Here is a 26,012-nt window from a genome sequence, read left to right on the forward strand (position 1 = left end):
TACAGTATTATTTATTTAATGTAGCCATTATTTCATTGGCTATATTCTTTCCATTTCCAATACACGCACCAATTCCGACACCATAATATGAGGCACCAGCTAAATATACATTTGGATAAAGATTTGTCATTTTTTCTTGCAATGCTTGAACCGCTTGATTATGTTCTAAATGATATTTCGGCATTAAATCTTTCCAATTTGTAACTTCGACTACTTCTGGTTCACCTTTAATTCCGAGACTCTTTTCAATATCGTATAAAGCTACTCGTACTAATTCTTCTTCACTATAATTTTTGATTGTTTCATATACCGGATTGGTGCTCTTATAAAACATTCTTACTAATAATTTTTGTTTACCCGATGTATGTTTCCACTTTCGACTTGTCCATGTACAAGCATCACAATGTAAATCACTGTTTTCCGTTACAATAAACCCCGTACCGTCAGCTGGTAGTTGTTCATCTAGTATGTCAAATCCTAAGTAAATACTTATAAGAGATGAGTTTTTAAATGTATTAAACTGCTCATTTAACTCATTAGACTGTAATAAAGTTTGTGCTATATCATGCGGAGCTGCTAAAACAACATAATCAGCTTTTATTGTTTCATGATTTACAAAAGAAATCTCATATCGACCTTCTTGTTTACTTACAGCCGTCGTTATAGCACCTTTTTTTACGACAGTTTCAGTGAGCACTTCTTCTAAGCGATTAATTATCGTAGATAGTCCACCTTTAAATGATACGAATTTTTTATTTCCTGCTGATTGAAATTGTTTTTTATTCTCTTCAAAACCTTTAATAATACTTCCATACTTATTTTTATAATCCAGTAAATACGGTAATGTAGATGCCATTGTAAGCTCATTCAATTTACCAGAATATACGCCTGAAAGTACAGGAGCAATTTGTCTTTCCACTAACTCTTTCCCTAAGAAACTTTCTAAAAATAGAGCAAGTGATGTATCTTTCGTAAACTCTTTATTTTTCGTTATGAAATCTTTTAAAGCTACGATTTTCCCTTTCGTTGAGACTAGCGTACTGCTAAACAAAGACTGGGCGCTCATCGGTATCCCAAATATAGTATCAGAAGGAATCGGATGTAACATGTTTTCAGAATATATGTAAGAAATACCCGTTTCATTATATACCATTTCATCTTCTAAATTTAAATCTTTTACAAGTGGCATAACATATTCATTACGAGCAACGATTGAATCCGCTCCTGACTCCATAATGAAATCCTTTTCTTCCACACTATGGATTTTACCACCTAAATACTCTTCTTTCTCAATAAGAATTAAATTTAAATCGATATTATAATCCTTTTTTAATTTTTCTAAATAAAACATAGTAGAAAGTCCCGTTATACCTCCACCGATAACAACAACTGTTTTCATATGTGCTGCGCTCCTAACCGATACAATTAATAATTCCTTTTTATTATAACCAAAAGTCCTTATATTCGACTAGCAAGTTGCGCATTCTGTAAGAAATTAGACAATATATTTGAATATATTTTCAAATTACCTAATAAAAAAGAACTATAACATTTACAAACCCGTCATAGTTCTCTTTATTTTAAAAACATAAAGTAATTGATTAATTTGTCTAGTTCTTGACTCAATGCCAATACTTTTTCATGTTGAATTCCATAATCCGATACTAAATATAAAAGTTCTTCTTTTTTTATTTCGATTACTTTTTCCAATTTCGCTAGTTCCATGTCGTTTTACATCTCTCCAAAAATAAAATGTATGTATTTCAGTATAGCCTACTTACATAATTAGTAAAAGTAAAATACGCATGTAAAATCTTACATATTTGAAAAAATAATATACTACTAACAAAAAAAGAAACTAGATTAAGCTTCCTTTTACAGATTATTGACGTTCATTAAGAATGAATAACATACCGGAATTTTTCTAATGTTATATCTTTATAATTTGGAGCTCTCTTTATATGATTAAAATAACTATATGAGAATTTAAATACATGACCAAAATCCCAATCGAATTCACTATAGTCTTTTATCCAAAATATATTTTCAGTTGGTAAAATATTTGCACGTTTAGATTGAATTAAAGGTAATCGATCTATAGGTGAGTGTAAAGTTATTTCCGTATTCAGCTTGAGCTTTTGGCTAGCTCTTAGTACGTATACTAGTTTTAAAAGCGGACGTATCCCTCGTTGAAATAGATCTATATGTCCTAAATCGTACATTATATTAATTGCGTGGGAGTATGTAAGCAAATGCCCAATTAAATCATGATGTGATTCCGCTCGATAAATACTATTAAATTTCGATAACTCATTTAAAACGAATCGAGATACTTGTGTTGGATTACTCAATTCACTTTGTATCTCATCTTCAAAACTTAATTTTTTTACTTCTTTCATCGTATAACCAATCCACGATCTACCTGGAATTGTTTTTCGAAATGATAAAATAAGAGTAGTAATCCCTTCAATTGCTTGATTATCTCCCCATTTTTGTAGCTCTTTCATAGCTAATAAACTCAATGACGCATAAATGACGTTATGCCCGACCCAATGAAGTTCATCAATCGTTTGTTCTAAAGATTTTATAATCATATTCTCCGCAATTTGAAAATCTATTTCTTTTTTATCATCAATCATCTCACCAATTTTTTTCTTGCTTAGCATCATCCTTGTTTGCGAATGTATATTACGAGCTGTTTCTTCATCAATATTATTATCTTTCATAAAAAAATAACTAGCAATTGCAGCTGCTCCAAAATGCGCATGCCAAATATCATTTGTTTCTTTTTTACATTGAGAAATAATTGAAAGGCCGCCTTTTAAAATACTATTGTTTTCCATTTTCTTCCTCCCCTAATAAAAAGCACTATATTTTCATCCTAAAGATGGTGTCAGGACAAATAAAATGTGATTCGATTCATCACTTTTATTCAAAAATCGATGCTTCACATTCGGTGGAATACGTACAACATCGCCTTCTTCTAAAAAATATTCTTTTCCCTCCAATTCCACATACACTTCCCCTTTCATAATAACAGCAATCTCTTCCTTATCTTCATGGGAATAATGGCTTTCTGTTGTGTTTGCTTGTTTATTTAAATCCATCATTAGCATTTCAATACGTGCTTTCATAAAATCAGGTGTTAATACATCATATACAATATGATCATTGTTTTCCCGATATACTTTTTTTCGATCTTTTTTCTTAGAAATGAGTGAATCTGTATCAATATCGTTAATAAAAAGTGTAAACAGCGGTACATTTAATGCTTTTGCAATTAATTCCAAAACATTTAAAGAAGGATTAGCATGTCCTCTTTCAATTTGGCTAATTAACGACGTACTAATCCCTGCATAATCAGCGAATTCACGAATTGTCATATTATTTTTCTTACGATAACTTAATACCGTTTGTCCAAGCCTATCATGTATCACAGTAAAACTTCCTTTCGTCCATCATAATGCATGTTTCGTTGTCTTTGTGCTGACATACTAAACAAAGGCAAATAACCCTTCCCTATTATCTCCGGGACTTATATACTTACTTTTGTACATTATATCGTATTAAGTTTATTATAATAAACATTCTATCGGAGGGACAAACTTTGAAATCACCTATTCTTTCATATTGCATCTTATTTTTTGGTGTATTCGCCTTATCAACTTCAGCTATTTTTGTAAAATTGGCAGATGCTCCTGCGACAATCATTGCTTTTTACCGATTATTCTTTGCCACACTAATTCTGTTACCGTTATTACTATTTAATAAAAATAGTCGAAATGAGCTAAAAACTTTAACGAAAAAACAATGGACACTTGGATTCGTATCTGGGCTATTTTTAGCTGCACATTATGTACTATGGTTTGAATCATTACAATATACTTCTGTAGCAAGCTCTACAGTTATCGTAACGTTACAACCTTTGTTCTCAATGATTGGTGGTTATTTTTTATTTAAGGAGAGATTTACGAAAGGAGCGGTTATTGGTTGCCTCATCGCTATTTCAGGTAGTATCATCATTGGCTGGCAAGATTTCAAAATTAGTGGAGAAGCTTTATATGGAGATATTTTAGCATTTATCGCTGCCGGTATCATTACTGCTTATTTTTTCATTAGCCAACACGTTCGTAAAGATTTGTCACTTATACCCTATTCGGTAATTAGTTATGGAAGTAGTGCTGGCTTTCTTAGCATATTTGCTTTCATGCAACAAGAATCTTTCATCCATTACTCTACACAAACTTGGTTGTGCTTTATTGGATTAGCTTTCATTGCTACAATTTTAGGACAAACCATTTTTAATTGGTTATTAAAATGGATGAGTGCTACTGTAATTTCAATGAGTATTTTAGGTGAAACAATTGGCACTTGTATGCTAGCGTACTTTATATTACATGAGACTATTTCTTTACAACAAGGACTAGGAATTACCGTTATTTTTATTGGTTTAGTATTATTTTTATTACAGCCAAATTCTAATGAAAAAGCATGACAGTATACTGTCATGCTTTTAACTATTCATTATGTACAATTAAACCATTCGGTCTAAAACGACTCATCATAATTTCATTAATAAACTTTCCGTGAGCTTTCAAATTCCCTATCTTTACTCCCTCTTCTACAAATCCAAATTTTTCATATAAAGCTTTTGCTTTTGGATTCGTTTCTAACACACCTAGTTCTACTCTCTCTAACATTAACCAATTATCAGCCAGATCAAGCATCTTCATAAGAAGTGCTTTCCCAATTCCTTTATTATGATATTCACTGTCTACCCCAATGAATAAATCGCCTGAATGAGATCTTCGGCCCGGACTTTGTGTTAAACCTACAAATCCAACAACTTCTCCATCATATTCTGCAACAAATTCAAATTGATTTGGTGCTAAATTTCGAATTCTATTTTCCATAGCTTCTACACGCATGCTAGGTAAGAAAACCATATACGGTAAAACGTCATCCTGTATACATATACGATGAATTGCTCTAGCATCTTGTATTTCTACTGCTCTAACGTTGATTCCCATCTTTTTCTCCTCCATATAAATAACAATATATTTGTGTGTATTCTAGAAACGTTCACGAATGAACTTCTCGCCCGTATTTCTTTATGTCATTTTTACATAATTATTTCGATATAATACTTAATTTCCAAAAATATTAACGACATATGGATTTGGTTAACTTTTCACCTTGTTATATAAATCAAGCAAATTTTCAATCAGAATACCATTTAGTTTCATGCTGACTATATCACAATTTTCTATTTCAATATTTTTCAGATTACTATTACTTATAGTGCTACCTTCCAAATCACATTTATCGAATACAATAGGTTCCTTCTCATCTCCGAGACTTGTATTTTTAAATTGCACTCCACCTAAAGTCACCAAATTAAATTTACTTCCAGAAAGATTTAAATCTGCATATGATGACCTTCTAAAATTTATATTTCTAAACTTGGATTGACTTACATTACAATTACTCATCTTCATATTCATTATATTGCTACCAACAAATGAACTGTTTTTTAAATTCACTTGATAATACTCTGTATTTGCTAAATTACAGTTTTCGTATTGACTATTTTTCATATCTTTATTTGTAACTACACTCTCTTTGTTTGAGCTTGTTTTTATTCTTTTCACGTAACAATACTCATCTTCCGATTCAAAAATCATTTGGTAGCCCATCTTTTTATAAAAGTGATGATTATTAATTTGTCTACTAGATGTTTCGAGATCCCAAATCTTTATGTTTGGATATTCCTTTTCTATTAATTTCATAACATGTGATCCAATTCCTTTTCCTTGATAAACAGGAGCTACAAAAATACGATCAATTCGACCGTACGACTTACCAGAAATCGTAACTATTATCCCTCCAATTATTTCTTTATCCATTACAACTTTGAAAGAATCCAATTCTTCAATGGAATATTCCATCATTTCAACTGAAGAATACCCTGGCGGTTGAATGTTATAATCAATGACATCATCTTGGCCGTATAGCCATTGTTTTGCTTCTGCATCAAATGTTCTTTTCATTATTTCTGTTAATCTCTCAGCATCTAAAATTGTAGCTTTTTCTATAGATATTCTCGTCATTTTCGTTTTCCCCTTCATTATTACAAACCAACCATTTTTGTGAATGGCATAATTATCAATTCACTTTTGTTTTTAATGCTTTTCCCATTATTACATATGGAACATCATTTGTACTTGGATGAAATGGCTCCAATACATTTATCCAATCTAATCTTTCATATAACGAACGTGCTTTTTCATTGTTTATTTGTGTTGTTAAAACACTCGTTCTATTTGGAATCCCTTCTAGTAATTCATTATGTAATTTCGTTCCAAGACCTTCATTTTGATATTGTGGGTGGACTGCTAACTCTACAAATTCAAAACAATCTTGTAACCATTCGTCTACTTGCTCTAGATGTAACGCTTCTCTCATTAATTGATTATAGTACTGTCCCTCCATTGAGCGATAACCATAAGTAAAACCAACTACTTCATTTTCATCATTTATTGCTACTATACCTTTAAAACCTGTATATTTTATATGCCTGTTCATTCGCTCGATCATTTCATTGAAATTTGTTTTATCAAATACTTTACAATACAAATTTGCCATATTCCCAATTAAGATCTCATCTTTTTCAATGCTTACGAATTTCACTTTATTCCCCCCCTGTTAAACATTTACATACTTAAAATTTTAAAAACAAAGAAAATTAATGCTAATCACTCTCTTTACTATTAAACTACAAATCACCCTATATTTTCCACAATTACTTAGTATTAATGAATAAAAGAAGAGACCATGTAATATCAACATGGTCTTTTCTTTTATTCATTTTCAATTTTATTCCGCTATTTGCCGGGCAGTAAGACCCCCATCTCAAAATTCAGCGAAAGCAAAGAATTTAGGTGGGGTTCGGGCTAATAATCAGCGGGGGCTGACACCCCACTGATTAAAGTTTCACTTTATATAATTAAAAATTAGATATTACTTAAGCCACTCGTTGCAAGTATTACTTAACTGCTGTAAATCTTCTATAAATTGACTCGCATCATATCCATCACAAACCGAATGATGTACTTGCAATGAAACTGGTAGCATAACCTTGTTTCCTTCGTTAAAATATTTCCCACAAGTTATAATTGGCAATAGAAAATTTTCATCATTATTAATATTAAGATTAAATCCAGTAAAACTAGTCCAAGGTATACTAGAAATCGGAAATACATTAGGTGGAATATTTTCTTTCGTGAAAAAACCATGAACACTAGCATAGCATCTCATATCGTCTTCATAATTCTTATAGAAAGTGCGGAAATCACTTGAATAATCCGTCCATATACTTGAAAAAGACTTATCATCTTTATGAAAGATTGTATAACTCGGTATCATTTCCTCCCAATAGCCTAAAACTCCTTCATCGTTAAAACATGTTCGAAATTTTTTATGATTATTTACTACTCTAGAAATTAAATATATAAAAACGGGATAAAATTTTATTCCCTTTTGATATAATTCCTCTAATAACATCGTGATATCAACATTAACAGTCATACTAAATGTACATTTCAACTTTAAATAATGCTCAAAATACTGCTCTCTATTCCAATCTTCTCTATCAATTACATGAAACTTCATTCTAATAGCCTCCTAAAATTTTCTTTTTATTTTAGAAGGCTATTTCCCTTGCTTTCACCATAATTGTTCACTCCTAACAGTTTACATTTCACCCTAATTATTTATTTAATTATATAACATATGTAAGAATCAATTCACATATTTCTTGAAATCCATCCACATACTATAGATAAATCAAATGAAATTTGGAGGATAGATACATGAATAACAAAAATATGAATAAAAAAGAAAATATTACTGAAAATACTACATCTATTCAAAATAATAATACTGCAAACCTTACTATTGAAGAACAAGCAATGAACGGCTTATACGGAATGCCCGAAACAACAATTGAAGATGCTGATCACGCTGCAGCTGATGATTTGACTTCAAAAAATTAATTAACTACATTGAAAAAGCCAAGGAAAATATCCTTGGCTTTTTTAACTATGCATCCACCTTTTGTATTTCTTCACTCTTTCTTGAAAGTTTACCTGGCCAAAAAGCAAATCGGCCTAACACAACTGTAATTGCGGGTACAAGTAACGGTCTTACAATAAACGTATCTAGTAATACGCCAATTGCAGTTACAATACCAAATTGAACTAATACTTGAATTGGAAGTGTACCTAACACTGCAAAAGTTCCTGCTAAAATTAAACCTGCCGATGTAATAACACTACCTGTTTGTATTACACCATTTTTTACTGCATCCAAGTGATTTTGTGTCTTTCTGTTTTTCCATATTTCTGAAACCATAAAGATATTATAATCTTCACCTAAAGCAACTAAAAATACGAATGCGTACAACGGTATCGCACCTTGAATGGCCGGCGCTCCCATACCGTAATGAAGTAATATCCATCCTGCTCCTAACGCTGAGAAGAATGATAAGACAACAGTTACAATTAAATAAATCATCGCAACAACCGATCGTAAGTAGACAAGTAATAATAAAGCGATAATGCTAATCATTACTGGAATAATTACTGATTCATCACGTTCCGTAATTTGCTTTGTATCATATAATGAAGCTGTTTCTCCACCAATCCACAATTGCTCTTCAGCATTACTAATCCCAGCATCTTTTAATACTTTTTCTACATTACTTTTCAATTTAGGAATTTGATCTAACGCTTCAATTGAGTATGGATTTTCCGCTAAAGAAACTTCATACATTTGTATTTGCTTATTTTCTTTTCCCTCTTTTGGCTCTTTCACTGTATTTATGAAAGAAAATTTCTCTAGTTCTTGTTTAATAGGAAGCTCTTTTCCTTTCGTATCAACAACAACTTTTACTGGTGCTAGTTCACCAGCTGAGAAATGATCACTAATTAACGTAAACCCTTCGCGTGAAGGCATATCCTTTGGAAACGATTCTAATAAGTCATATGTGTATTGAATACGTGGTACGAACGAAGCCAATCCACCTAATACAAATACAGTTAGCATAATTATTGTCCACGGTCTTCGTACTACTACATCTCCAAGTTTTTTACTAAAGGAGCCTTTTGATTTTTCAACTTTTACAGCCCTCTTTTTCTTTCTTGCAAACTCCTCATTCATTGAAGTTGTTCTCGGTATAAACGGGAAAAATGCAATCCTACCGAAAATTAATAATAGTGCTGGTAAAATCGTTAAAGCCGCGATTCCCATTATAAATACAGCAACACTAAATGGTACTGCAAATCGATGAAAGGCACCATAATGAGCAAGTAGTAATGTTCCTAATCCAAGTACAACAGTTAACGCACTCATTATAATTGCACCGCCAGAAGCTTTAATCGCAAGTTGTAATGCTTTATATTTACTTTCTTCTTCTAACAAGTACTCTCTATATCTCGAAATTAAAAATAGACAATAGTCCGTTCCAGCACCAAACAATAATACTGTCATAATTGATATCGCTTGGGCATCTACTTTAATCCATCCGTGATCAGCTAAAAAACCGAGTGTAGGACTAATGATACCGTATGCAAAGCCAACAACAAGTATAGGTAAAATCGCTAAAATTGGTGAACGATACAGTAAAATTAACAAAACTAACACTAGTAGTACAGTAGCCACTAACAATTTCACATCTGCTTGACTAAATAAACTAACTGCATCCGTTTGAATACCTACAGGCCCAGATAATCGAACATGTAAACCAGATTCACTTATTTTTTGTTTAAATGGATCTTCATCCACTTTACTATTCACTATTTTTCTAAACTCTTCCAGATTTCCTTTTAATATATCCGTACCAGCAGATTTATTAAAGAATACCGGTGTAACAAATGATGTACCATCTTTTGATGCACTTTTTGATAATACTTGCTCTGGAATTGTATCAAATGGCGGTAACGTTGATTGTTCTTTTAAAGGACTAGCTTTTAACTCTTTATAAACGTCTTGTATGAGTTTATAATCCTGTGACTGTAATCCACCACCTCTATACCATACTACTAACAACGGATTCCCTGCATTATTCGGAAACTCTTTTTTCATAAGCGCTTCCGCTTGCTGTGACATAGCTGTTTCAGGTAAATTTTTTGGATTCGGTTCTTTCGTACTGTTTACTTGTGGTAACGTAAATGAAAGTAATAATGTAATAAGAACCCACACCGATAAAGTGATCCATTGCGTATTTCTCCCTGCTACAAGCCTCCCTAACATATGTAACGGGTGCTTTTTCATAAAAACCCACCTTCCTTTTTTCCTTCATTATTAATTATATATACTGGTAGGTTAATTAATCAAGAATGATTGAAAATTATGTTATAATTATCTCAAGAATAAATGTCAGGAGCGAATGGATTTGGAACAAAAACAACGTCCTCTCGGAAGGCCACGTCAAAATAAAAATACAAAATCTACAAAAGAAACCATTTTAGAAGTGGCAACTCGCTTATTTCTTACACAAAATTATCAAGTCGTTTCTATGGATGAAGTCGCAAAAGTTTGTGGTGTTACGAAAGCAACCGTCTACTATTACTATTCAACAAAAGCCGATTTATTTACCGCTACTATGACCCAAATGATGATACGTATACGAGAGAATATGTCTCAAATACTCTCTACAAACAAAACTTTAGAAGAAAGATTATTAGACTTCGCTAAAGTTTACTTACACGCAACGATGGATATTGATATGAAAAATTTTATGAAAGATGCAAAACTGTCGTTATCTGAAGAACAATTGAAACAATTAAAAAATGCTGAAGATAATATGTATGAAGTACTAGAAAAAGCACTCGATAATGCGATGCACATCGGAGAAATTCCGAAAGGAAACGCTAAATTTGCGGCTCATGCTTTCGTATCTTTATTATCAATTGGGAATTTTAAAGATGAAAATCACAATCCTATTCTGGCAAATATAGATGAATTAGCACAAGAAATCGTTTCTTTTTATTGGAATGGGTTAGGTCATTCATATTAAACTGATTTACTTTAATAAAAGAGCATGTTTAATTTTTTCAAACATGCTCTTCTATAATTTATTTATATACTAATAACCAGATTATACTTCAACGTCACTTAACAAAAAACTCCATTTTAACTTTACAAATTTTGAAGTTGAACATTTATATTCTCCTTACTTAATCCCCCATGGTAACAAACTACAGATTCAATATGTAAATTTAAATACTTCTTCAAAGACTGCTTTGCTTCCTTAATATTTATAGTTGTTGGGGCGTGAATTCCTCCTAACATCCCATTCACACTATACATAGAGTCTCCTGCAATAAGAATTTTGCTTTGTTTCAAATATAAACTAATATGACCCGGAGTATGCCCTGGAGTATGAAGAATTAGTATTCCACCGCAATACGGAAGTTCTTGCCCGTCAATCACAGTATCACTCACTTTTCCTTTTGGTCGGTTCTCTACATTTCCGTCCTTCAATAAAGGTAAATCCCCCTCGATATATGGCTTATCTAGTTCGTGCGCATAAACTTTAATATTACTTCGACAGCGCTGCAACAATTCTGGCAGACTACCTATATGATCAATATCCTGATGCGTCAAAATCACGACTTTTAACTTATCAAATGATACCCCAATCTTTTCCATCTCTACTTGTATATCTTCAATTTGTCCTGGGAAACCCGTATCTATTAATACTGCCATTTCATCATCCCATAAAAGAATTGGATGAATAACAAATTCTTGAAATTCAAGTTGTAACATTTCTATCCCTTTAGCAATCTCCATACAGCCATTCTCCTTTATATTGAAGTTTGAAAATATGTACGAGTAAACTGAAAATATAAAGTGAAACTTTAATCCGTGGGGTTTTACTACCCGACAAATAGCGGGATAAAGCACCTCTATCTTATAATATGTTTTGTCATCCCAATAGAGAATGCTTCAAACCCTATAGATTCATAGTAAGATTGCAATTTTTCTACACACATAAGTTGTGGAATAACCTTATTTTGTTCACAGTGCTGGATTAATCGTTTCACTATTTCTTTTCCGATGCCACTAGACTGATATTTTGGCAATACACCAACTCCACAAATAATGCCTGTTATGACTCCATCTGATATGACACGCCCCATCCCTACTAACCTCTTATCATCAAAAACATAAATTGCATACCAACTTTGCTTACACATTCGTTCTAACTCGTTAACCGTTAATTTAAGAGAATTCCATCCTAAAGATTCGTATAAGGATAATAATCCATTAAAATCTGTAGGATGTTCACTTGTGTAGCGTATACTATTTTCCATGTCAATACTCCCTATTCTCAGGCTTGTTTTTATTTCATAAAATTCCCTTTACACAAATCTGATCGATGTAAAAATAACTAGAATAAACTTCAATAAGAAAGATAGAATTCCTTCTCAATATAAAATAAAAAGAAGTTATCTCACTTAAGATAACTTCTTTTATATAAGACTCTCATTATATTATCAACCAAAAAATATACAACTGCATACGATTAGCACAAACAAAACTAATAAACCATTTGAGAAATAACCCATTGAATACTACCCCTTTATTAAATTATGTAAAAGATTTTATCATAAAATGATTTACAACTTAATAACTGAAAAAGACATTGTATTCATTAGTTATATACGTTTAGTAATATTTTATTTTCGGTTATATTCTCGTTGCCTAAAACCACTACTCAAACACATCGAATTCAATCCACATAACTTCAAAATCAATAAATTTATTTTTAAGTCATAGATGTTAATCTTAATAAAACAAAAGGCAGGAACATATTTGATATGTACAAAATGTTCCTGCTTTTTTATTATGGGGTACCAGTTCATAACCATCTAGCTAAAATTTTCATCACATCACAATTTTCTATGAAAATCCAATGCATTTTTGAAGAAAAATAACCCAAATAAAAAATTACAATAAGCTGCCCATAAGGATAGATTATTTATCTAATTATCGTCATAGGCAGTAAAATAATATCAAAAAAGGAGGGGGAATTAGTTTTTTATTTTCATAAACTTTAATAAATCATCGAAAACTTCTTGTTGATTTTGCCATAGTTCAGGCAAGTTATCTAGGGGAAAAAATTTTAGCTGTAAGCTTTCTTCGTTATCAGTATGTAATGTTCCATGAAAATCTTTACAAATATAAGTTAATTTCACTAAGGCAACTTGATCACCGTTAGATAGCTTTTTTTCGTATTTTTTTCCAGAATACACATTAAAAAATTCAAGTTTTCCTAATTTTAAACCAGTTTCTTCAAACACTTCTCTTCTTGCTGTATCTTCAACTGTCTCGCCAAATTCCATAAACCCGCCAGGATGTCCCCATTTCCCATTATCAGATCGTAATTGCAGAAGTACTTCATTCTTTTCATTCAACACAAAACAACCTGCGACCACCATAATTACTTTTTCATGTCCAACCATATTTCTTAAATAACATATATAATCCATGTGTTTCAGCTCCAATATAAATAATTTCATAGAAAGTTATTTTGTCCCATTGCAGTACTGATTATCAGAAATGATGTTCCATAAAACACAATCAGGATGATATTCCTATATCATCCTGATTGTACCATTAGCAATTACACTTATAAACAATGAAAATAGGGATGAATACTTATTCATGACTGTTTAACATAACGTATCATTTTTGGTAGCAAGGAAAAGGAGGAACACTTACTCTCATAAGAATTCCTCCTTTTTTATTCTAGGGATCTATACATTTTTTATAAATTTCTATTCTGGTTCCATTTTATGGATCTCGTTTGTTATTGAATTATCCGAAAAACTGTATAAAATTTCGTATACTCTTAGCTTGAGGGTTTTCTGAAATACTAGCGATCCTCCCTATCGTTCCAAAAACTCAATAATCGTTTCACATACTTTATCCGTCTCCTCGATATCTGGGAAATGTCCACTATTTTCAAATATAACAAGTTTACCATTTTTCAATTGTCTCGTTATTCTATAACTCATTCCTACACCCGTGTTATAGTCATGCGCTCCAACTATGACACACGTATCAATTTCTAAACCTTTAATACGCTCAATAAGCGGTAAAGATGATTTTGTTCCAAAAATAACTTTGCTCATCTTCCCTGTATTACTTAACTGACTTTCCTCCCAAAGACTCCGATTTAGCTTTGCAAATTCTTCATTTTTAAACAATAATCGATCTACAGCTTTTGTATCAACTATACTCCAAACTTGATTATACCTTTCTTTTAAAGGAATTTCTGACTTACTTATTATCAATATTTCTTCTTTCATTTCCCCTTTCGTTACTTGTAGAAAACCTTCTATCTGCACAGTATACATATCATTTAAATCATCTAACGATGGTGCTTGTAATACCATTTGTTCAACATTTTTCGGATATTTCAAAGCATACTCTAAACAAAGTTGTCCACCAAAAGAGTAGCCTAACAAATTTATCTTCTCTACATGTAATTGCTTTCTTAATTCCTCTAAATCTTCGACTAGAGTATTGATTGAGTACTCACCGTCATCTTGTGGTGCCTCACTTCGTCCGCAACCTCTTTGTTCGTAATAAACTACAGTCATATTTCCTTCTAACTTCAAACCAAGCGTTCTTTCGAATACATAATGATTACCACCTGGACCACCATGTACTATAATAAGAGGGACTGTATTATGAGCTGTCCCTGCAACTTTACACCAATGCATAATCCCATTGATTTTCAAATAGTGTATACCATCTTGCAACATTAACTGATTCATTTATCTTCTCTCCTCATCGCTCACTTATTACTATCTAAATATATAAGTTCTGACCGTTTACACTTTTCCCTTTATATTCTTTAGACACTATCCTCATTTATAAGAATAGCTTTCTTATTCAAAAATAGATTTTTAAAAATTCCTACTCCCACAATTAATAAACCTATACCAACTAATTTATTTACTTGTAATGGAACACTCTCCATTCCAAATAATCCGAATGTATCAATGCATAACGCAACGACCAATTGAGTAATAAGACTAATTAGCACCGTATATGCTGGACCTAAGCTCTTTATTGCACCCATTATACAAATAATTAACCCGATACCAAACAACCCACTTACATAAAACAAATAATTTGCAGTATACACCTGAATGCTAATACTGTTTTCTGTAATGATATAAAATAGAATAGAACTAATGAGACCTATTCCAAGGACACATGTAGTTGTTAACCACTGTCCTACATTTTCATTTACTTTTGCATTAAAAACAGATTGTACGCTAATTAATATTCCTGCTAATATGGCTAAACTAAATCCAATCAAAATCTTCCTCTCCCTTTCATTGCTCATATATATTATCTTTAGCGACTTCCTTCATTCTAGAAAAATCCTTAATTACAATAACTCCATTACTCTTTTCAATTAGTTTTTCATTATAAAATCTTTGTAATACCCGAATTACGTGCCTATAACTTACCCCTATAAAATCTGCAATACTCGTTACTGAAGTTGCATCCAAATCCCCTTTATACATATTCCCGTTACTATCTGTTGAAATTGAAAGCAAATAACTAGCTACACGTACTTCTACAGGATAAAGTAAATTAAGAGCAGTAAAACGAGTCGATATTTTTAACGTGTTCGCAATGTTTTCAAGCAAGAACTTCATAAATATAGGATCATGTAATAACTTGTTTCTAATAACCGTATTAGAAATAGAGATTGCTACAACATCTGAACAAGCTTCAACGACATTATGTGCTTTGCTATTTTGAATTAATTCAATATCACCAACAATGGCCAATGGATTGATAAAGCGAAGAATTAGTTTCTTCCCTTCAGGTGTAATCGTATAAACTTTTACTTTACCTTTAACAACAAAATATAAACGATTCATTTCGTCATCTATATTGCAAATAAGCTCGCCTTTTTCAAAGTGATTTATTTGAAAATAAGCTGTATCTATTTCTGAAAATACCTCGAGCGTTTTATTGTTTTTTAAATAATGCGTAATTAAACTTGATCTATCCCACATATTCATTTCCCCCTTTCATTTACATATTAAATAAAACAATACCTATAATCATTACTATCGTTCCCACAATATGATATCTCTCCATCTGTATCTTTTTTATATGAAACAGTCCTTTCATTTCAATAACTGTTGCCGTTAACAATTGAGCAACCATTAGTGTACCAGCTGTCAATGTAACTCCTAATGAATATATCGCCATAGTTTCTGCACAAATAATGAATCCACCAAATGAACCCGCTGCTAAATATACTTTTTTCACACTCTTTAAATCTGTTACTTTCTCTTCTTTCTTTAACAAAAATACAGTTGTTGCAATAAGGAATCCAATTAAATGAGTTATAATACTTGTCGACCATATACCGATATGTGAACTAAGTTTCGCATTAAAGGTTCCTTGAAGTGTTATAAATATCCCCGCAAAAACAGCAAATAGAATACCTTTCAAAAAATCATCTCCTCATCTTTTATTTCTGACTTAATTAAAAGCTATAATCCTATAATGGCAAAAGGACAAATGTCACATCACTATGAAAATAACTTGGAATGAAAAAAAAAACACACCTCAAAAATGCGAGATGTGTTTTTTAATTATTTATATATAATGTTTTATAAATAAAAATTACGCTACATTAAAAGATTTCTTTTTCATAACGAACTTTGCAAATAAGAAACGTACAAGCGGTCCCATAATAATTAATTGTAATGGATATGCCATTATGAAATTTTTAATAAAAATTGAAAAATAAATTGAAACTAATGAATCTCCTTGTAGTCCACCATGTAAATGCATCATAGCCATACCGAAAAATGACATAAAGAACACCATTCCGATTACCATAGTTGTCGCCATTGCAACGATAATATTTATTTTCTTAGATTTATCAAATGGCAACATGAATACAATTTTTTTCGCACAAGGTCCAACTATACACATTTCAATTAATAGCGCAATAATAAAGCCAATTAATAGTTCTAATGCAATCTCTTTAATATAAATTGATCCTCCTGTTTCATTCATTAGTAAATTGTAAAACGTCATTACGATAACCATTCCAAGGCACATCATCATGCCAAATTGGAGGTTTTCCTTTCTTGTTGTTGGCAAATTTCATCATCCTCTCTCTTTGAGTCTTTGTCATTATATCGATATTGGAACCCCCTTCGTAAGTGAACATTTTGTGAACAAATTTAAAACGTTTTCATGTATTTTCTTTACTTTCAACTCAAATTCTCACTTTTACTTATAAAGGTTTTATATATTTCAATGTTGAATTACTAAATTTAACATTGCATTACATTATTACTAGGAGGATAACCATGAATGAAGCAGAATTTTACGCATATCACATCGTAACAAGGAAAAAAATGCATATCGGACAAATGATTCCTTTTAACAAAAATCAACACAATACTCTATATCACTTCTTTTTTGAAAGAGAACAATTAAATGCTAATGGTGAAGATGGCATACAAATTTTAAATAATCACTATAAAAATGACGAATTACATATAAATAATGAAAATGCTAAAGTAGTTATAAGTTATATGGATCAAACAATTAGAGCAGTTAGAGAAACAATTGTAGAAATGGTTAGACTACAAGAATTCCCTGAATACCCTTCCAGGTTATCTTGTTTATACGCTTCAAAAAGCTATGAAGATGCTTTAAAATGGAAAGCATTATTTGATTCTTACAATCGAGAAGTTTTACAGATTGTTAAACTACGAGTAATCGGAAGTTCTTTTGAAGGTGACGGTAATCTTTTACCGAAAGAAGATGGTATTCCTTTTTCTCAAAAAATCGAACAAGCTAGAGAGTATTGGAAAGGAAATATTAGAAATGAACTTCCTGAGCTACTGATTAATGGAGAAATTGAAGTGGTGGAAATTATTGATGACTTCTCCCCAATTCATATTTAATTTCTAACTAAATCATATAGGATGGAGATTACAATGAAGAAAAAAGTGTACTTCAATCATGATGGCGGCGTAGATGATTTAATTTCATTATTTTTATTACTTCAAATGGAAAACGTTGAACTTACCGGTGTATCTGTTATCCCAGCAGACTGCTATTTAGAACCCGCAATGTCTGCCAGTCGTAAAATTATCGATCGTTTCGGCAAAGGTAATATTGCCGTAGCCGCTTCAAACTCTCGCGGGCAAAACCCGTTTCCGAAAGACTGGCGGATGCATGCATTTTATGTAGATGCTTTACCAATTTTAAATGAGTCTGGAAAAGTTGTAACACCCGTGGTGGCAAAGCCTGCACATCACCATTTAATAGAAACACTTCTACAAACGGAAGGAAAAACAACTTTATTATTTACCGGGCCCCTAACTGACCTTGCTCGTGCATTATATGAAACTCCCATCATAGAAGATAAAATTGAACGTCTCGTTTGGATGGGTGGTACATTTCTTACAGCAGGCAATGTACATGAACCAGAGCATGATGGAACAGCTGAGTGGAATTCGTTTTGGGACCCTGAAGCAGTGGCTCGTGTATGGGATGCAAAAATTAAAATCGACTTAGTGACACTAGAAAGTACAAACCAAGTTCCGTTAACTATAAACATACGTGAACAATGGGCAAAAGAACGAAAGTATATTGGTATGGATTTCCTTGGTCAATGCTATGCAATGGTTCCCCCTCTCGTTCACTTCTCAACGAACTCTACCTACTATTTATGGGATGTACTAACTACCGCGCTTGTCGGAAACACTAACCTTGCAAAAACTGAAACAATTAATAGTATTGTTCATACATACGGACCAAGCCAAGGACGTACAGAGGAAACTGCTGATGGACGACCTGTAAATGTCGTTTACGATGTAAAACACGATGTTTTCTTTGAATATATTACTAAATTAGCTAAAAAAGCTGCTACTTGAAACCTCAATAACACGAAAAAAATTTATTAAGAATGATATACTTTAATTAATATAACATGAGGTGATAAGATGGATTATGAGTTACTAAAAGAACGAATAGAAATTATAACTTCTAGAATTAAATACATAGGTGGTGAAGTTCAAGAAGTTTGTATAGATGAACCATCTTCCCTTGAACAAATAATCCAAGTAGAAGAAAAACTGGGTATTAAACTACCAAATAGCTTCAAAAAAGTACTTTTAGAGTTCTCAGGAAATTTTAGCTTACGCTGGTTTTTACCTGACGATGTAGAGCTACCAAATGAACTTACTGATATTTTTTGCGGAACACCCCACTGGAGTTTAGAAAGTCTTTCTGAATTCGAAAAAGAACGTAAAGACTTGATTGACGAGTTTTTTTCAAATCTAGATGATGAATATGATGTAGTTTGGCACAACAAATTAGCATTTTGTGAAGTGGGAAATGGAGATTATTTAGCATTTGATATGAAAGATGATATAGATGCTCCAATAATTTACCTAAGCCACGACGATGGAGAAGGACATGGGTATAAGATTGCGAATAATTTCATTGAATTCATTGAGAATTGGTCAAGAGTAGCTTTTGTAGGATGCGAAGATTGGCAGTGGTTACCTTTCACTACTAGTTTTGAAAGTGGTATAAATCCAGATGATGAACCAGCCAAAAAATTTAGAAATTGCTTGGGACTTAATATTTAAAAGAGTATTGAATTAAATTTCAATACTCTTTTTGTGCAATTTAATTATATTGGATTAATGTAGTGTCTTATTGATTATTCATTTCATAACCATTGACAAAATAAGTTATTGTTTCTAACTCATCTTCATTTAATTCTCTTTCTAGTTCTTGTTTATACGCTGCCTTTATCTTCTCTTCATCGCCTTTATGCATTTCTGTATAAGTTCCTACTGTTTTTAACATACGAATCTCTTGTAAAAACTCCTCTCGATTTATCGCTTCTCCATGAGAAAGAATATATGTCTCAGCATCAAATTTTTCTAATTCATCTATTAATGCAAACATTCTTTTCGTCGTATAGTTCCACTTCGAAGAAAAAATATCTGCATATATACAGTCTCCTAAAAATAATATCTTTTCTTCTTTCACGTAAATAACAACTGAATCATGTGCATGATCTCCGCCCACATGTTTTAACACGCATGTCACTTCACCAAGATCTAATTCCATTTGATTCTGGAACGTTAAGGTCGGAGGAATAATGTTAATATTTCTCGCTTTTTCTTCAAACTCTTTTTTTATGCAATCCGCACAAAATGCAATTTCAGTACCCTCTTTTACGCGTGCGTCCAAAGCTTCATCTGTCCATTCATAAGAAACAAGTGTACGCATCTCTTTTTTCGTTTCAGAATGTGCAATAGACAATGCATCTTGTAGTACAGGCAATCCAAAAATATGATCCCAATGCCAATGGGTTAGTGCTACGAAATCTGGATTCGATACATTTTGTTCTTTTAACATTTCTAAAAATAATTGTGCATGTTCTTCTGAATTCCCTGCATCAATCATTAACGTTTTTTCTTGTCCAACGACCATTCCTAAGATAGGTCTATCTGTTTCAGAAACAGGTGTCATATACCAAAATGAGTTTCCTATTTTTTTAATTTGTTGCATAACCAATTCCCCTTTTCATTTCCTCACTTAAGTTTAATATATAGATTATAACGAATCACTACTTTTTTCTCTATACTCAAACACAATTACTTGGACTATTCTAACTTTCCTTTTCGTAAGCTAAAAATAAGTGGAAGAATCGGAGTGTGATACTATGGAACGATTATGGATTCCAATGATTGTTACGTTTTTTTCATTTGGTGGATTACTATTAGGCGGTGCTGTTGGAGTAGCAACACGCCAACTCATTGAAGAAAAGATGCATCGTTTATACGCATTATGTGGCGGTATTTTACTTGGGCTTTTATCCCTTGAAATTATTCCTGAAACATTTTCAAGCTACGAAATGATTGGGCCTATACTTGGTATAGCCATCGGTATTTTAGTTATGAGCTTATTAGATAACTATTGTCACCATCCAATGATACATAAAAAAGATCAACAAGCATGGCAAACCTTCCTTTTTCTCTCTTTCGCTATATTTATTCATAATATACCTAGTGGATTTGCGTTAGGTACAGCTTTTATAAATCATAATGACTCTGCCATTCCCTTTTTAATAGCAATTGTCGTTCACCATATTCCAGAAGGATTAGCTTTAATTATTCCATTTCTTTTTACAAAACATAAATATATTTCCTTTTTATTAACGACTTTATTACTTTCTCTTATTCTCGGTACTGGCACAGTTTTTGGCATTTTGATGGAAGGAAAAGCTCTTCACCTGCAAGGACTCATTATGGGAAGTGCTATTGGTTCACTTGGATATGTCACAATTCATGAAATGCTTTGGAAAGCTAAGAAACAGCTCTCTTTCCTTACATTTCTAATGTGGGCAACTAGTGGTTTTTTACTAATAACAGTGTTCACTTTATTCGTTGGTCATCATTAAAGTTGCTAAAGTAAAACTTTTGTTCCTCCCACACTGATTCTTAGATTACAAATAACCAGATAAATTTTCTTATTTGTATATTTTTCCTTTTTATCCAAAACATAATGTTATCTACCTATTATAAGGAGGAACACTTATGTTTGGGAAAACAGCCGGTGAAGCATTAGTTGATTTATTAATTGACTGGGGAGTAGAACACATATACGGTATGCCTGGAGATTCCATCAATTCTATCATTGAAGCTTTAAGAAAAAAACAAGATAAAATTAAATTCATTCAAGTTCGCCATGAAGAAGCTGGTGCATTAGCAGCGGCTGCCTATGCAAAATTAACAGGAAAACTTGGCGTTTGTATGGCAATTGCAGGACCTGGTGCTATTCATTTATTAAATGGTTTATATGATGCGAAACTCGATAAAGCCCCTGTTCTAGCAATTTCAGGTCAAGTAGAAACCGATTTACTTGGAACGGACTTTTTCCAAGAAGTAAATTTAGAAAGAATGTTTGATGATGTTGCGGTTTATAACCAGCGTATTATGTCAGCAGAGCAACTACCTGCCGTAGTGAATCAAGCAATTCGAATGGCTTATACGAAAAAAGGTGTATCCGTTCTTACAATTCCAGATGATGTCCCTAAATTCGAAGTAAAAAATGGTGCCCGTGTTACAAATACTTCTTTTACTTTACCTGAGTTGTTTCCACAAAAAGAAGATTTAGATGGAGCGAAACTCGCAATAAATGAAGCGAAAAAGCCTGTGATTTTAGCTGGAAAAGGAACAAAACATGCGAGAGAATCTTTACTTGCATTGGCAGAACATATTGGTGCTCCAATCGTACTTACATTACCTGCTAAAGGAATTATTCCTGATGAGCATCCTCTTTGTATCGGTGGATTAGGATTAATCGGAACGAAACCTTCTTATGAAGCAATGAAACATGCAGATACTTTAATTATGGTTGGTACTTCTTATCCGTTCACTGGTTTCTTACCTGAAAAAGCAAAAACAATTCATATCGATACAGATCCTGCCCAAATCGGAAAACGTTATGCGACAGATATTGGTTTAGCTGGTGATGCTGATAAAACATTACGATGGTTAATTGAAAATGTTGAAAAACACACAGACCATTCTTTCTTAGAACATCATCAAGAAATGATGAAAAAGTGGGAAGAAAAATTACACGATCAAGAAGAAGATTCTTCTATTCCACTTAAACCACAACGCGTTATGCATGCTCTGCAGCAAGTAGCACATGATGACGCAATTCTATCAGTCGATGTCGGAAATGTAACAGTATGGACCGCAAGACACTTCCGTATGACAAACCAGCAATTTGTCATTTCTAGCTGGCTCGCAACACTTGGTTGCGGTTTACCTGGTGCTCTTGCTGGAAAAATTGCATTCCCGGATAAACAAGTATTTGCAGTTTGTGGTGATGGCGGATTTGGAATGACGATGAATGACTTCGTAACAGCTGTAAAATATAAATTACCAATCGTTGTCGTCGTATTAAACAATAATAAAATTGCGATGATTAAATTCGAGCAAGAAGTCATGGGTAATATCGAATTCGAAACAGATTTAACGAACCCTGATTTTGCAAAATATGCAGAGGCATGTGGAGGTATTGGATACCGTGTTGAGAATTTAGATGAACTCCTTCCCGCTTTCGAAAATGCAGTAAAACAAAATAAACCGTGTATTATTGATGTAGTTGTAGATGCTAACGAAGCACCAATGCCAGCAAAAATCACATTTGGTCAAGCCGCTGGTTATACGAAGCATATGATAAAAGAATTATTTGAAGAAGGTAAGATTGATTTACCTCCACTTTAGGCGAAAAAAGATAGCTGAAAACAATTTGTCTTCAGCTATCTTTTTTTATTTTTGTATCTCTTTATAAAAAGAAAAGTCATTCATAGTTGGTTGTACTTGTTTCTCTACTTGTAATTCTTTACTTTCCCTCTCTAGCTTTCTCACATTTCCTAACTTAATCGCATCTTGCATGCTATTACTAATTAGATTTCCAGCTAAAATTGTCATACTATAAAAAGCAATCGGTATAAGTACAATCCATGTATGAGTAGTTAAATGACGGAAGTTTTGACCAATTAGGCCGGTCCATTCTTTTGTTACACTATCTGCCTCTGTACCAAAGATAATTGTTCCACCAAAAAATAACTCTAACAAGCCAAGATGCAAGAGAAGTAATAAAGTACTCACAAATTGTTGAGCAACAAGTAAAAAAAATGATGGTAATACGTGTGGCCATACGTGATTTTTCACTCTATGCCATTTACTGCCCCCAAGCACAGTTGCTGCCATCATAAATTCTTCTCTTTTTATCCGACGGACTTCCTGCGCTGTATATAACATAATTGTTGGTACCGCTAAACATATAAGGATAACCATTTGAAATATTACCCTTAAATGAAACGGCTCTGGTACTGTCCCATTTTCAAACACTAAAACTTCCTTTAACACAAAAAAAGAAATCATAACCATAGGTACAATGCTGAACGGATCAAAAAAAGATGCTATAACTGGAAAAGAACGTTTGCTATACATACCAAGAAGCAAACCAATACCTCCTCCAACTATAACTCGTAGAATCGCTATAATTACGCTCGCACCAACTGTCCATTTCGCTCCTTCTATTATTAGCTGGAAAAGATCGCGTCCTTTCTCATCACTACCGAACCAAAATTTATTCGACGGTGAAAATGGAGCAGCCTCTAGTTCTCCTTTTTCGTTATACATCATCGTAAGTTCACGGATATTCCCATCGAAAAATAAAGTATTTCCAATACTAACAATCATAAGTACGCTTAAAAAAGTAACACCAAACCAAAATCTCACATCTCTTTTTACAACTTGCCACATGCTAAACACGCTCCTTTATTACATTTTGTAAAAACGTATGTAATAAACGAAATAGTATAAAAAGCGGTACGTATAATATAATTAAACTTACTGTAAATATTTCTAATTTCGAATTTTCTTTTACAAAAACAAACATACCGTACGTATTAAATATCCATTCAATAATATATAAATTTGATAACATAAATAAAATATTTGTTTTTGCATAATAGATTGTTGTTAACAAAACATTTCTTGAAATATGATTTGTTAAAATATGTCGTAAACTAAGCCCTTTACTTTTAGCAAATATACTATAATCTTTCTCTAATTCTTCTCTGAAACGTAATAGTAGTAGCTTAATAAATAATAGTGTTGTAGGCAAAGTTAGACATATTATTGGCAATAGGCGAGCCCTTTCCTCCCCAATCCCCGCTAGTTTTACTGGCATAAAGCCTGTCTTTTGAAAGATTATTACGACTAGAAGTTGCGATAATAAAATTATTAAAATATCTGGGATGCTTTCAAGTACAACAAAAATCCCATTCCACATTCGTTGCTTTGATTGAGACCGTTGTAATACCCACACAACGAGGACATACGCAATAAGTAATGACAGTAAAAATGCCGAAATAAATACAAACATTGTCTCTAAATAATGAATCCATATTTGCGGAAATAATTTCCTCGAATCTCGAAATCCATATGTAATTTCCCAAGGTTGGAGTAACTTTCCTCCAATAAACACAATCGTGTTCCAAAAACCAATTAAATCAATTTGTAATCCCTTAAATAATCGAGGGAGCGCACCTAAACAGATTATACATAGAATTGCAGCGAATAATTGTAAACAAGTAATCCCACACCACTTAGCAGTTCGCATCAACATAACTATTACCCCTTTAAAAAAGAATATTCAGAAAAAACAAACCTCTTCAACCATACCTTGAATTCGCTTTTTCCCACTTAGTAAAATAGCTTGGAATAAACACGTAACAAAAATAATCAACCAAACACGATAAATTCCAAAAGTCCAGTACACCATCGTTGCAATTCCTACACCAAACAAAGCATACAAACTATTTACCATTTGATTAATACCCGCTTGGTCTGATTCAACTACTCCCTGTATCATCGATTGTTCTAATGGAGAGAAAAATTGTATACATGCATTTTCCAAAAATAAAAATATAAAGACAAGTATAATCATCCCGTAATAAAGCGAAATTAGGATTCCAATATTACAGAGCGAACAACATATGTTACTTACTGTACATATACGTTGTCTATCAAAACGATTCACTACTGTCCCTACTAATAGAAAAAAGATTCATGCAGGTAATGCAATCATAATTTGTGTCATCGTTGCGTAAACTGGTTGTTTTCCGTATTGATCTAGCAAATAAAACATTAAAGAAATTCCAGCAATCATAGAACCGAGTCGCTCTAAAATATTTGCTAAAAAAAAACGTGCATACACTTTGTTGCGAAATAACTGTAGCATTTCTTTCATACTTCGTATCCTTTCTCTCGACAAAATAGTATTGTTTTAGTCATTTCTTGGAAGTTACATTATATTTTTCGACCATTATCCAA

At 32.5% G+C, this 26,012-nt stretch carries 28 protein-coding genes and 1 pseudogene; 8 read left to right on the forward strand and 21 right to left on the reverse strand.

Annotation, left to right across the window (positions count from 1 at the left end; all coding sequences use genetic code 11):
- Positions 1-7 precede the first annotated feature (7 nt).
- The 4 genes from MKY38_RS10400 to MKY38_RS10415 all read right to left on the reverse strand — a co-directional run bounded on the left by MKY38_RS10400 (position 8) and on the right by MKY38_RS10415 (position 3,437).
- Entirely contained in the window at positions 8-1,399 is a 1,392-nt protein-coding gene (locus MKY38_RS10400) for a protoporphyrinogen oxidase (protein ID WP_065223675.1), read from the reverse strand.
- 176 nt (positions 1,400-1,575) lie between these two features.
- Complete coding sequence (locus tag MKY38_RS10405; protein ID WP_000417698.1) at positions 1,576-1,725, reverse strand: aspartyl-phosphate phosphatase Spo0E family protein; 150 nt, start codon at positions 1,723-1,725, stop codon at positions 1,576-1,578.
- A gap of 170 nt (positions 1,726-1,895) precedes the next feature.
- Positions 1,896-2,843 (reverse strand): hypothetical protein, encoded by a 948-nt coding sequence (locus tag MKY38_RS10410; RefSeq protein ID WP_065223674.1) that lies wholly within the window; start codon positions 2,841-2,843, stop codon positions 1,896-1,898.
- A 33-nt stretch (positions 2,844-2,876) separates the two neighbouring features.
- Positions 2,877-3,437, reverse strand: coding sequence for a helix-turn-helix domain-containing protein (locus tag MKY38_RS10415; protein WP_000581029.1), 561 nt, complete (start codon positions 3,435-3,437; stop codon positions 2,877-2,879).
- Between the two features lie 170 nt (positions 3,438-3,607).
- On the opposite strand from MKY38_RS10415, the gene MKY38_RS10420 reads away from it, so the two are divergent.
- Positions 3,608-4,495, forward strand: coding sequence for a DMT family transporter (locus MKY38_RS10420; protein ID WP_065223673.1), 888 nt, complete (start codon positions 3,608-3,610; stop codon positions 4,493-4,495).
- A 22-nt stretch (positions 4,496-4,517) separates the two neighbouring features.
- On the opposite strand, the gene MKY38_RS10425 is transcribed toward MKY38_RS10420, so the two are convergent.
- The 4 genes from MKY38_RS10425 to catA all read right to left on the reverse strand — a co-directional run bounded on the left by MKY38_RS10425 (position 4,518) and on the right by catA (position 7,671).
- Positions 4,518-5,030 carry a GNAT family N-acetyltransferase gene (locus tag MKY38_RS10425; RefSeq protein ID WP_000512617.1) on the reverse strand — a complete coding sequence of 171 codons (513 nt, stop codon included), beginning with the start codon at positions 5,028-5,030 and terminating at the stop codon, positions 4,518-4,520.
- A gap of 153 nt (positions 5,031-5,183) precedes the next feature.
- A complete protein-coding gene (locus tag MKY38_RS10430; protein ID WP_114555640.1) occupies positions 5,184-6,128 on the reverse strand; it encodes a GNAT family N-acetyltransferase in 945 nt (314 codons plus the stop codon).
- 37 nt (positions 6,129-6,165) lie between these two features.
- Entirely contained in the window at positions 6,166-6,690 is a 525-nt protein-coding gene (locus MKY38_RS10435; protein WP_070180119.1) for a GNAT family N-acetyltransferase, read from the reverse strand.
- Positions 6,691-7,020: 330 nt separating this feature from the next.
- Positions 7,021-7,671, reverse strand: a complete 651-nt coding sequence (gene catA / locus MKY38_RS10440) for a type A chloramphenicol O-acetyltransferase (RefSeq protein WP_000668527.1) — start codon at positions 7,669-7,671, stop codon at positions 7,021-7,023.
- Positions 7,672-7,871: 200 nt separating this feature from the next.
- Between catA and MKY38_RS10445 the strand changes: the two genes are divergently transcribed.
- A complete protein-coding gene (locus tag MKY38_RS10445; protein ID WP_001060656.1) occupies positions 7,872-8,054 on the forward strand; it encodes a DUF4021 domain-containing protein in 183 nt (60 codons plus the stop codon).
- Between the two features lie 46 nt (positions 8,055-8,100).
- Here MKY38_RS10445 and MKY38_RS10450 read toward each other — a convergent pair whose 3' ends face one another.
- Complete coding sequence (locus MKY38_RS10450; RefSeq protein ID WP_070180118.1) at positions 8,101-10,332, reverse strand: MMPL family transporter; 2,232 nt, start codon at positions 10,330-10,332, stop codon at positions 8,101-8,103.
- A gap of 121 nt (positions 10,333-10,453) precedes the next feature.
- On the opposite strand from MKY38_RS10450, the gene MKY38_RS10455 reads away from it, so the two are divergent.
- Positions 10,454-11,077 carry a TetR/AcrR family transcriptional regulator gene (locus tag MKY38_RS10455; RefSeq protein ID WP_070180117.1) on the forward strand — a complete coding sequence of 208 codons (624 nt, stop codon included), beginning with the start codon at positions 10,454-10,456 and terminating at the stop codon, positions 11,075-11,077.
- 122 nt (positions 11,078-11,199) lie between these two features.
- Here MKY38_RS10455 and MKY38_RS10460 read toward each other — a convergent pair whose 3' ends face one another.
- The 8 genes from MKY38_RS10460 to MKY38_RS10495 all read right to left on the reverse strand — a co-directional run bounded on the left by MKY38_RS10460 (position 11,200) and on the right by MKY38_RS10495 (position 17,217).
- Positions 11,200-11,853, reverse strand: a complete 654-nt coding sequence (locus MKY38_RS10460) for an MBL fold metallo-hydrolase (RefSeq protein WP_000401468.1) — start codon at positions 11,851-11,853, stop codon at positions 11,200-11,202.
- 116 nt (positions 11,854-11,969) lie between these two features.
- Positions 11,970-12,377 carry a GNAT family N-acetyltransferase gene (locus MKY38_RS10465; protein WP_000431735.1) on the reverse strand — a complete coding sequence of 136 codons (408 nt, stop codon included), beginning with the start codon at positions 12,375-12,377 and terminating at the stop codon, positions 11,970-11,972.
- Positions 12,378-13,097: 720 nt separating this feature from the next.
- Positions 13,098-13,556: an NUDIX hydrolase gene (locus tag MKY38_RS10470; RefSeq protein WP_065223669.1), complete on the reverse strand. Its 459-nt coding sequence runs from the start codon at positions 13,554-13,556 to the stop codon at positions 13,098-13,100.
- Positions 13,557-13,955: 399 nt separating this feature from the next.
- Positions 13,956-14,849 carry an alpha/beta fold hydrolase gene (locus MKY38_RS10475; protein ID WP_065223668.1) on the reverse strand — a complete coding sequence of 298 codons (894 nt, stop codon included), beginning with the start codon at positions 14,847-14,849 and terminating at the stop codon, positions 13,956-13,958.
- Positions 14,850-14,929: 80 nt separating this feature from the next.
- The gene (locus MKY38_RS10480; RefSeq protein WP_114555641.1) at positions 14,930-15,400 is read right to left on the reverse strand and encodes a DMT family transporter; all 471 of its coding nucleotides are present in this window, start codon (positions 15,398-15,400) and stop codon (positions 14,930-14,932) included.
- 16 nt (positions 15,401-15,416) lie between these two features.
- Positions 15,417-16,112 (reverse strand): Crp/Fnr family transcriptional regulator, encoded by a 696-nt coding sequence (locus MKY38_RS10485; protein WP_065223667.1) that lies wholly within the window; start codon positions 16,110-16,112, stop codon positions 15,417-15,419.
- 19 nt (positions 16,113-16,131) lie between these two features.
- Positions 16,132-16,557, reverse strand: a complete 426-nt coding sequence (locus MKY38_RS10490; protein WP_070180113.1) for a DMT family transporter — start codon at positions 16,555-16,557, stop codon at positions 16,132-16,134.
- Between the two features lie 174 nt (positions 16,558-16,731).
- Positions 16,732-17,217 (reverse strand): DUF2798 domain-containing protein, encoded by a 486-nt coding sequence (locus MKY38_RS10495; RefSeq protein ID WP_341048934.1) that lies wholly within the window; start codon positions 17,215-17,217, stop codon positions 16,732-16,734.
- Positions 17,218-17,429: 212 nt separating this feature from the next.
- Here MKY38_RS10495 and MKY38_RS10500 point away from each other — a divergent pair, with 212 nt between their 5' ends.
- From MKY38_RS10500 to MKY38_RS10510, 3 genes are all read left to right on the forward strand, one after another.
- Positions 17,430-18,032, forward strand: a complete 603-nt coding sequence (locus MKY38_RS10500; protein WP_065223665.1) for a DUF2441 domain-containing protein — start codon at positions 17,430-17,432, stop codon at positions 18,030-18,032.
- 21 nt (positions 18,033-18,053) lie between these two features.
- Positions 18,054-19,007 carry a nucleoside hydrolase gene (locus MKY38_RS10505; RefSeq protein ID WP_085964407.1) on the forward strand — a complete coding sequence of 318 codons (954 nt, stop codon included), beginning with the start codon at positions 18,054-18,056 and terminating at the stop codon, positions 19,005-19,007.
- Between the two features lie 69 nt (positions 19,008-19,076).
- A complete protein-coding gene (locus MKY38_RS10510) occupies positions 19,077-19,727 on the forward strand; it encodes an SMI1/KNR4 family protein (protein WP_017674090.1) in 651 nt (216 codons plus the stop codon).
- Between the two features lie 67 nt (positions 19,728-19,794).
- Here MKY38_RS10510 and MKY38_RS10515 read toward each other — a convergent pair whose 3' ends face one another.
- Positions 19,795-20,661: an MBL fold metallo-hydrolase gene (locus MKY38_RS10515; protein ID WP_065223664.1), complete on the reverse strand. Its 867-nt coding sequence runs from the start codon at positions 20,659-20,661 to the stop codon at positions 19,795-19,797.
- A 154-nt stretch (positions 20,662-20,815) separates the two neighbouring features.
- On the opposite strand from MKY38_RS10515, the gene MKY38_RS10520 reads away from it, so the two are divergent.
- Complete coding sequence (locus MKY38_RS10520; protein ID WP_070180111.1) at positions 20,816-21,553, forward strand: ZIP family metal transporter; 738 nt, start codon at positions 20,816-20,818, stop codon at positions 21,551-21,553.
- A 136-nt stretch (positions 21,554-21,689) separates the two neighbouring features.
- Complete coding sequence (locus tag MKY38_RS10525) at positions 21,690-23,390, forward strand: pyruvate oxidase (protein WP_065223662.1); 1,701 nt, start codon at positions 21,690-21,692, stop codon at positions 23,388-23,390.
- Between the two features lie 45 nt (positions 23,391-23,435).
- On the opposite strand, the gene MKY38_RS10530 is transcribed toward MKY38_RS10525, so the two are convergent.
- The 3 genes and pseudogenes from MKY38_RS10530 to MKY38_RS10540 all read right to left on the reverse strand — a co-directional run.
- Positions 23,436-24,437 (reverse strand): ABC transporter permease subunit, encoded by a 1,002-nt coding sequence (locus MKY38_RS10530; protein ID WP_025709640.1) that lies wholly within the window; start codon positions 24,435-24,437, stop codon positions 23,436-23,438.
- Between the two features lies 1 nt (position 24,438).
- A complete protein-coding gene (locus MKY38_RS10535) occupies positions 24,439-25,305 on the reverse strand; it encodes an ABC transporter permease subunit (RefSeq protein ID WP_000929104.1) in 867 nt (288 codons plus the stop codon).
- A gap of 78 nt (positions 25,306-25,383) precedes the next feature.
- Positions 25,384-25,929, reverse strand: a pseudogene (locus MKY38_RS10540) (MFS transporter); the annotation flags it as partial.
- Positions 25,930-26,012: the final 83 nt, after the last annotated feature.

This window comes from Bacillus sp. FSL R5-0585, from assembly GCF_038004545.1.
Classification (GTDB): domain Bacteria; phylum Bacillota; class Bacilli; order Bacillales; family Bacillaceae_G; genus Bacillus_A; species Bacillus_A cereus.

Excerpts from the sequence above, each read along its gene's own strand:
- MKY38_RS10400 (WP_065223675.1), bottom strand. The coding sequence starts at position 1,399 with ATGAAAACAGTTGTTGTTATCGGTGGAGGTATAACGGGACTTTCTACT.
- catA (WP_000668527.1), bottom strand. The coding sequence starts at position 7,671 with ATGAAGTTTCATGTAATTGATAGAGAAGATTGGAATAGAGAGCAGTAT.
- MKY38_RS10410 (WP_065223674.1), bottom strand. The coding sequence starts at position 2,843 with ATGGAAAACAATAGTATTTTAAAAGGCGGCCTTTCAATTATTTCTCAA.
- MKY38_RS10520 (WP_070180111.1), top strand. The coding sequence starts at position 20,816 with ATGGAACGATTATGGATTCCAATGATTGTTACGTTTTTTTCATTTGGT.
- MKY38_RS10470 (WP_065223669.1), bottom strand. The coding sequence starts at position 13,556 with ATGGATTATATATGTTATTTAAGAAATATGGTTGGACATGAAAAAGTA.
- MKY38_RS10485 (WP_065223667.1), bottom strand. The coding sequence starts at position 16,112 with ATGTGGGATAGATCAAGTTTAATTACGCATTATTTAAAAAACAATAAA.
- MKY38_RS10430 (WP_114555640.1), bottom strand. The coding sequence starts at position 6,128 with ATGAAGGGGAAAACGAAAATGACGAGAATATCTATAGAAAAAGCTACA.
- MKY38_RS10465 (WP_000431735.1), bottom strand. The coding sequence starts at position 12,377 with ATGGAAAATAGTATACGCTACACAAGTGAACATCCTACAGATTTTAAT.
- MKY38_RS10530 (WP_025709640.1), bottom strand. The coding sequence starts at position 24,437 with ATGTGGCAAGTTGTAAAAAGAGATGTGAGATTTTGGTTTGGTGTTACT.
- MKY38_RS10505 (WP_085964407.1), top strand. The coding sequence starts at position 18,054 with ATGGAGATTACAATGAAGAAAAAAGTGTACTTCAATCATGATGGCGGC.
- MKY38_RS10510 (WP_017674090.1), top strand. The coding sequence starts at position 19,077 with ATGGATTATGAGTTACTAAAAGAACGAATAGAAATTATAACTTCTAGA.
- MKY38_RS10525 (WP_065223662.1), top strand. The coding sequence starts at position 21,690 with ATGTTTGGGAAAACAGCCGGTGAAGCATTAGTTGATTTATTAATTGAC.
- MKY38_RS10445 (WP_001060656.1), top strand. The coding sequence starts at position 7,872 with ATGAATAACAAAAATATGAATAAAAAAGAAAATATTACTGAAAATACT.
- MKY38_RS10425 (WP_000512617.1), bottom strand. The coding sequence starts at position 5,030 with ATGGGAATCAACGTTAGAGCAGTAGAAATACAAGATGCTAGAGCAATT.
- MKY38_RS10460 (WP_000401468.1), bottom strand. The coding sequence starts at position 11,853 with ATGGAGATTGCTAAAGGGATAGAAATGTTACAACTTGAATTTCAAGAA.
- MKY38_RS10515 (WP_065223664.1), bottom strand. The coding sequence starts at position 20,661 with ATGCAACAAATTAAAAAAATAGGAAACTCATTTTGGTATATGACACCT.
- MKY38_RS10535 (WP_000929104.1), bottom strand. The coding sequence starts at position 25,305 with ATGTTGATGCGAACTGCTAAGTGGTGTGGGATTACTTGTTTACAATTA.
- MKY38_RS10475 (WP_065223668.1), bottom strand. The coding sequence starts at position 14,849 with ATGAATCAGTTAATGTTGCAAGATGGTATACACTATTTGAAAATCAAT.
- MKY38_RS10500 (WP_065223665.1), top strand. The coding sequence starts at position 17,430 with ATGAATGAAGCAGAATTTTACGCATATCACATCGTAACAAGGAAAAAA.
- MKY38_RS10405 (WP_000417698.1), bottom strand. The coding sequence starts at position 1,725 with ATGGAACTAGCGAAATTGGAAAAAGTAATCGAAATAAAAAAAGAAGAA.
- MKY38_RS10450 (WP_070180118.1), bottom strand. The coding sequence starts at position 10,332 with ATGAAAAAGCACCCGTTACATATGTTAGGGAGGCTTGTAGCAGGGAGA.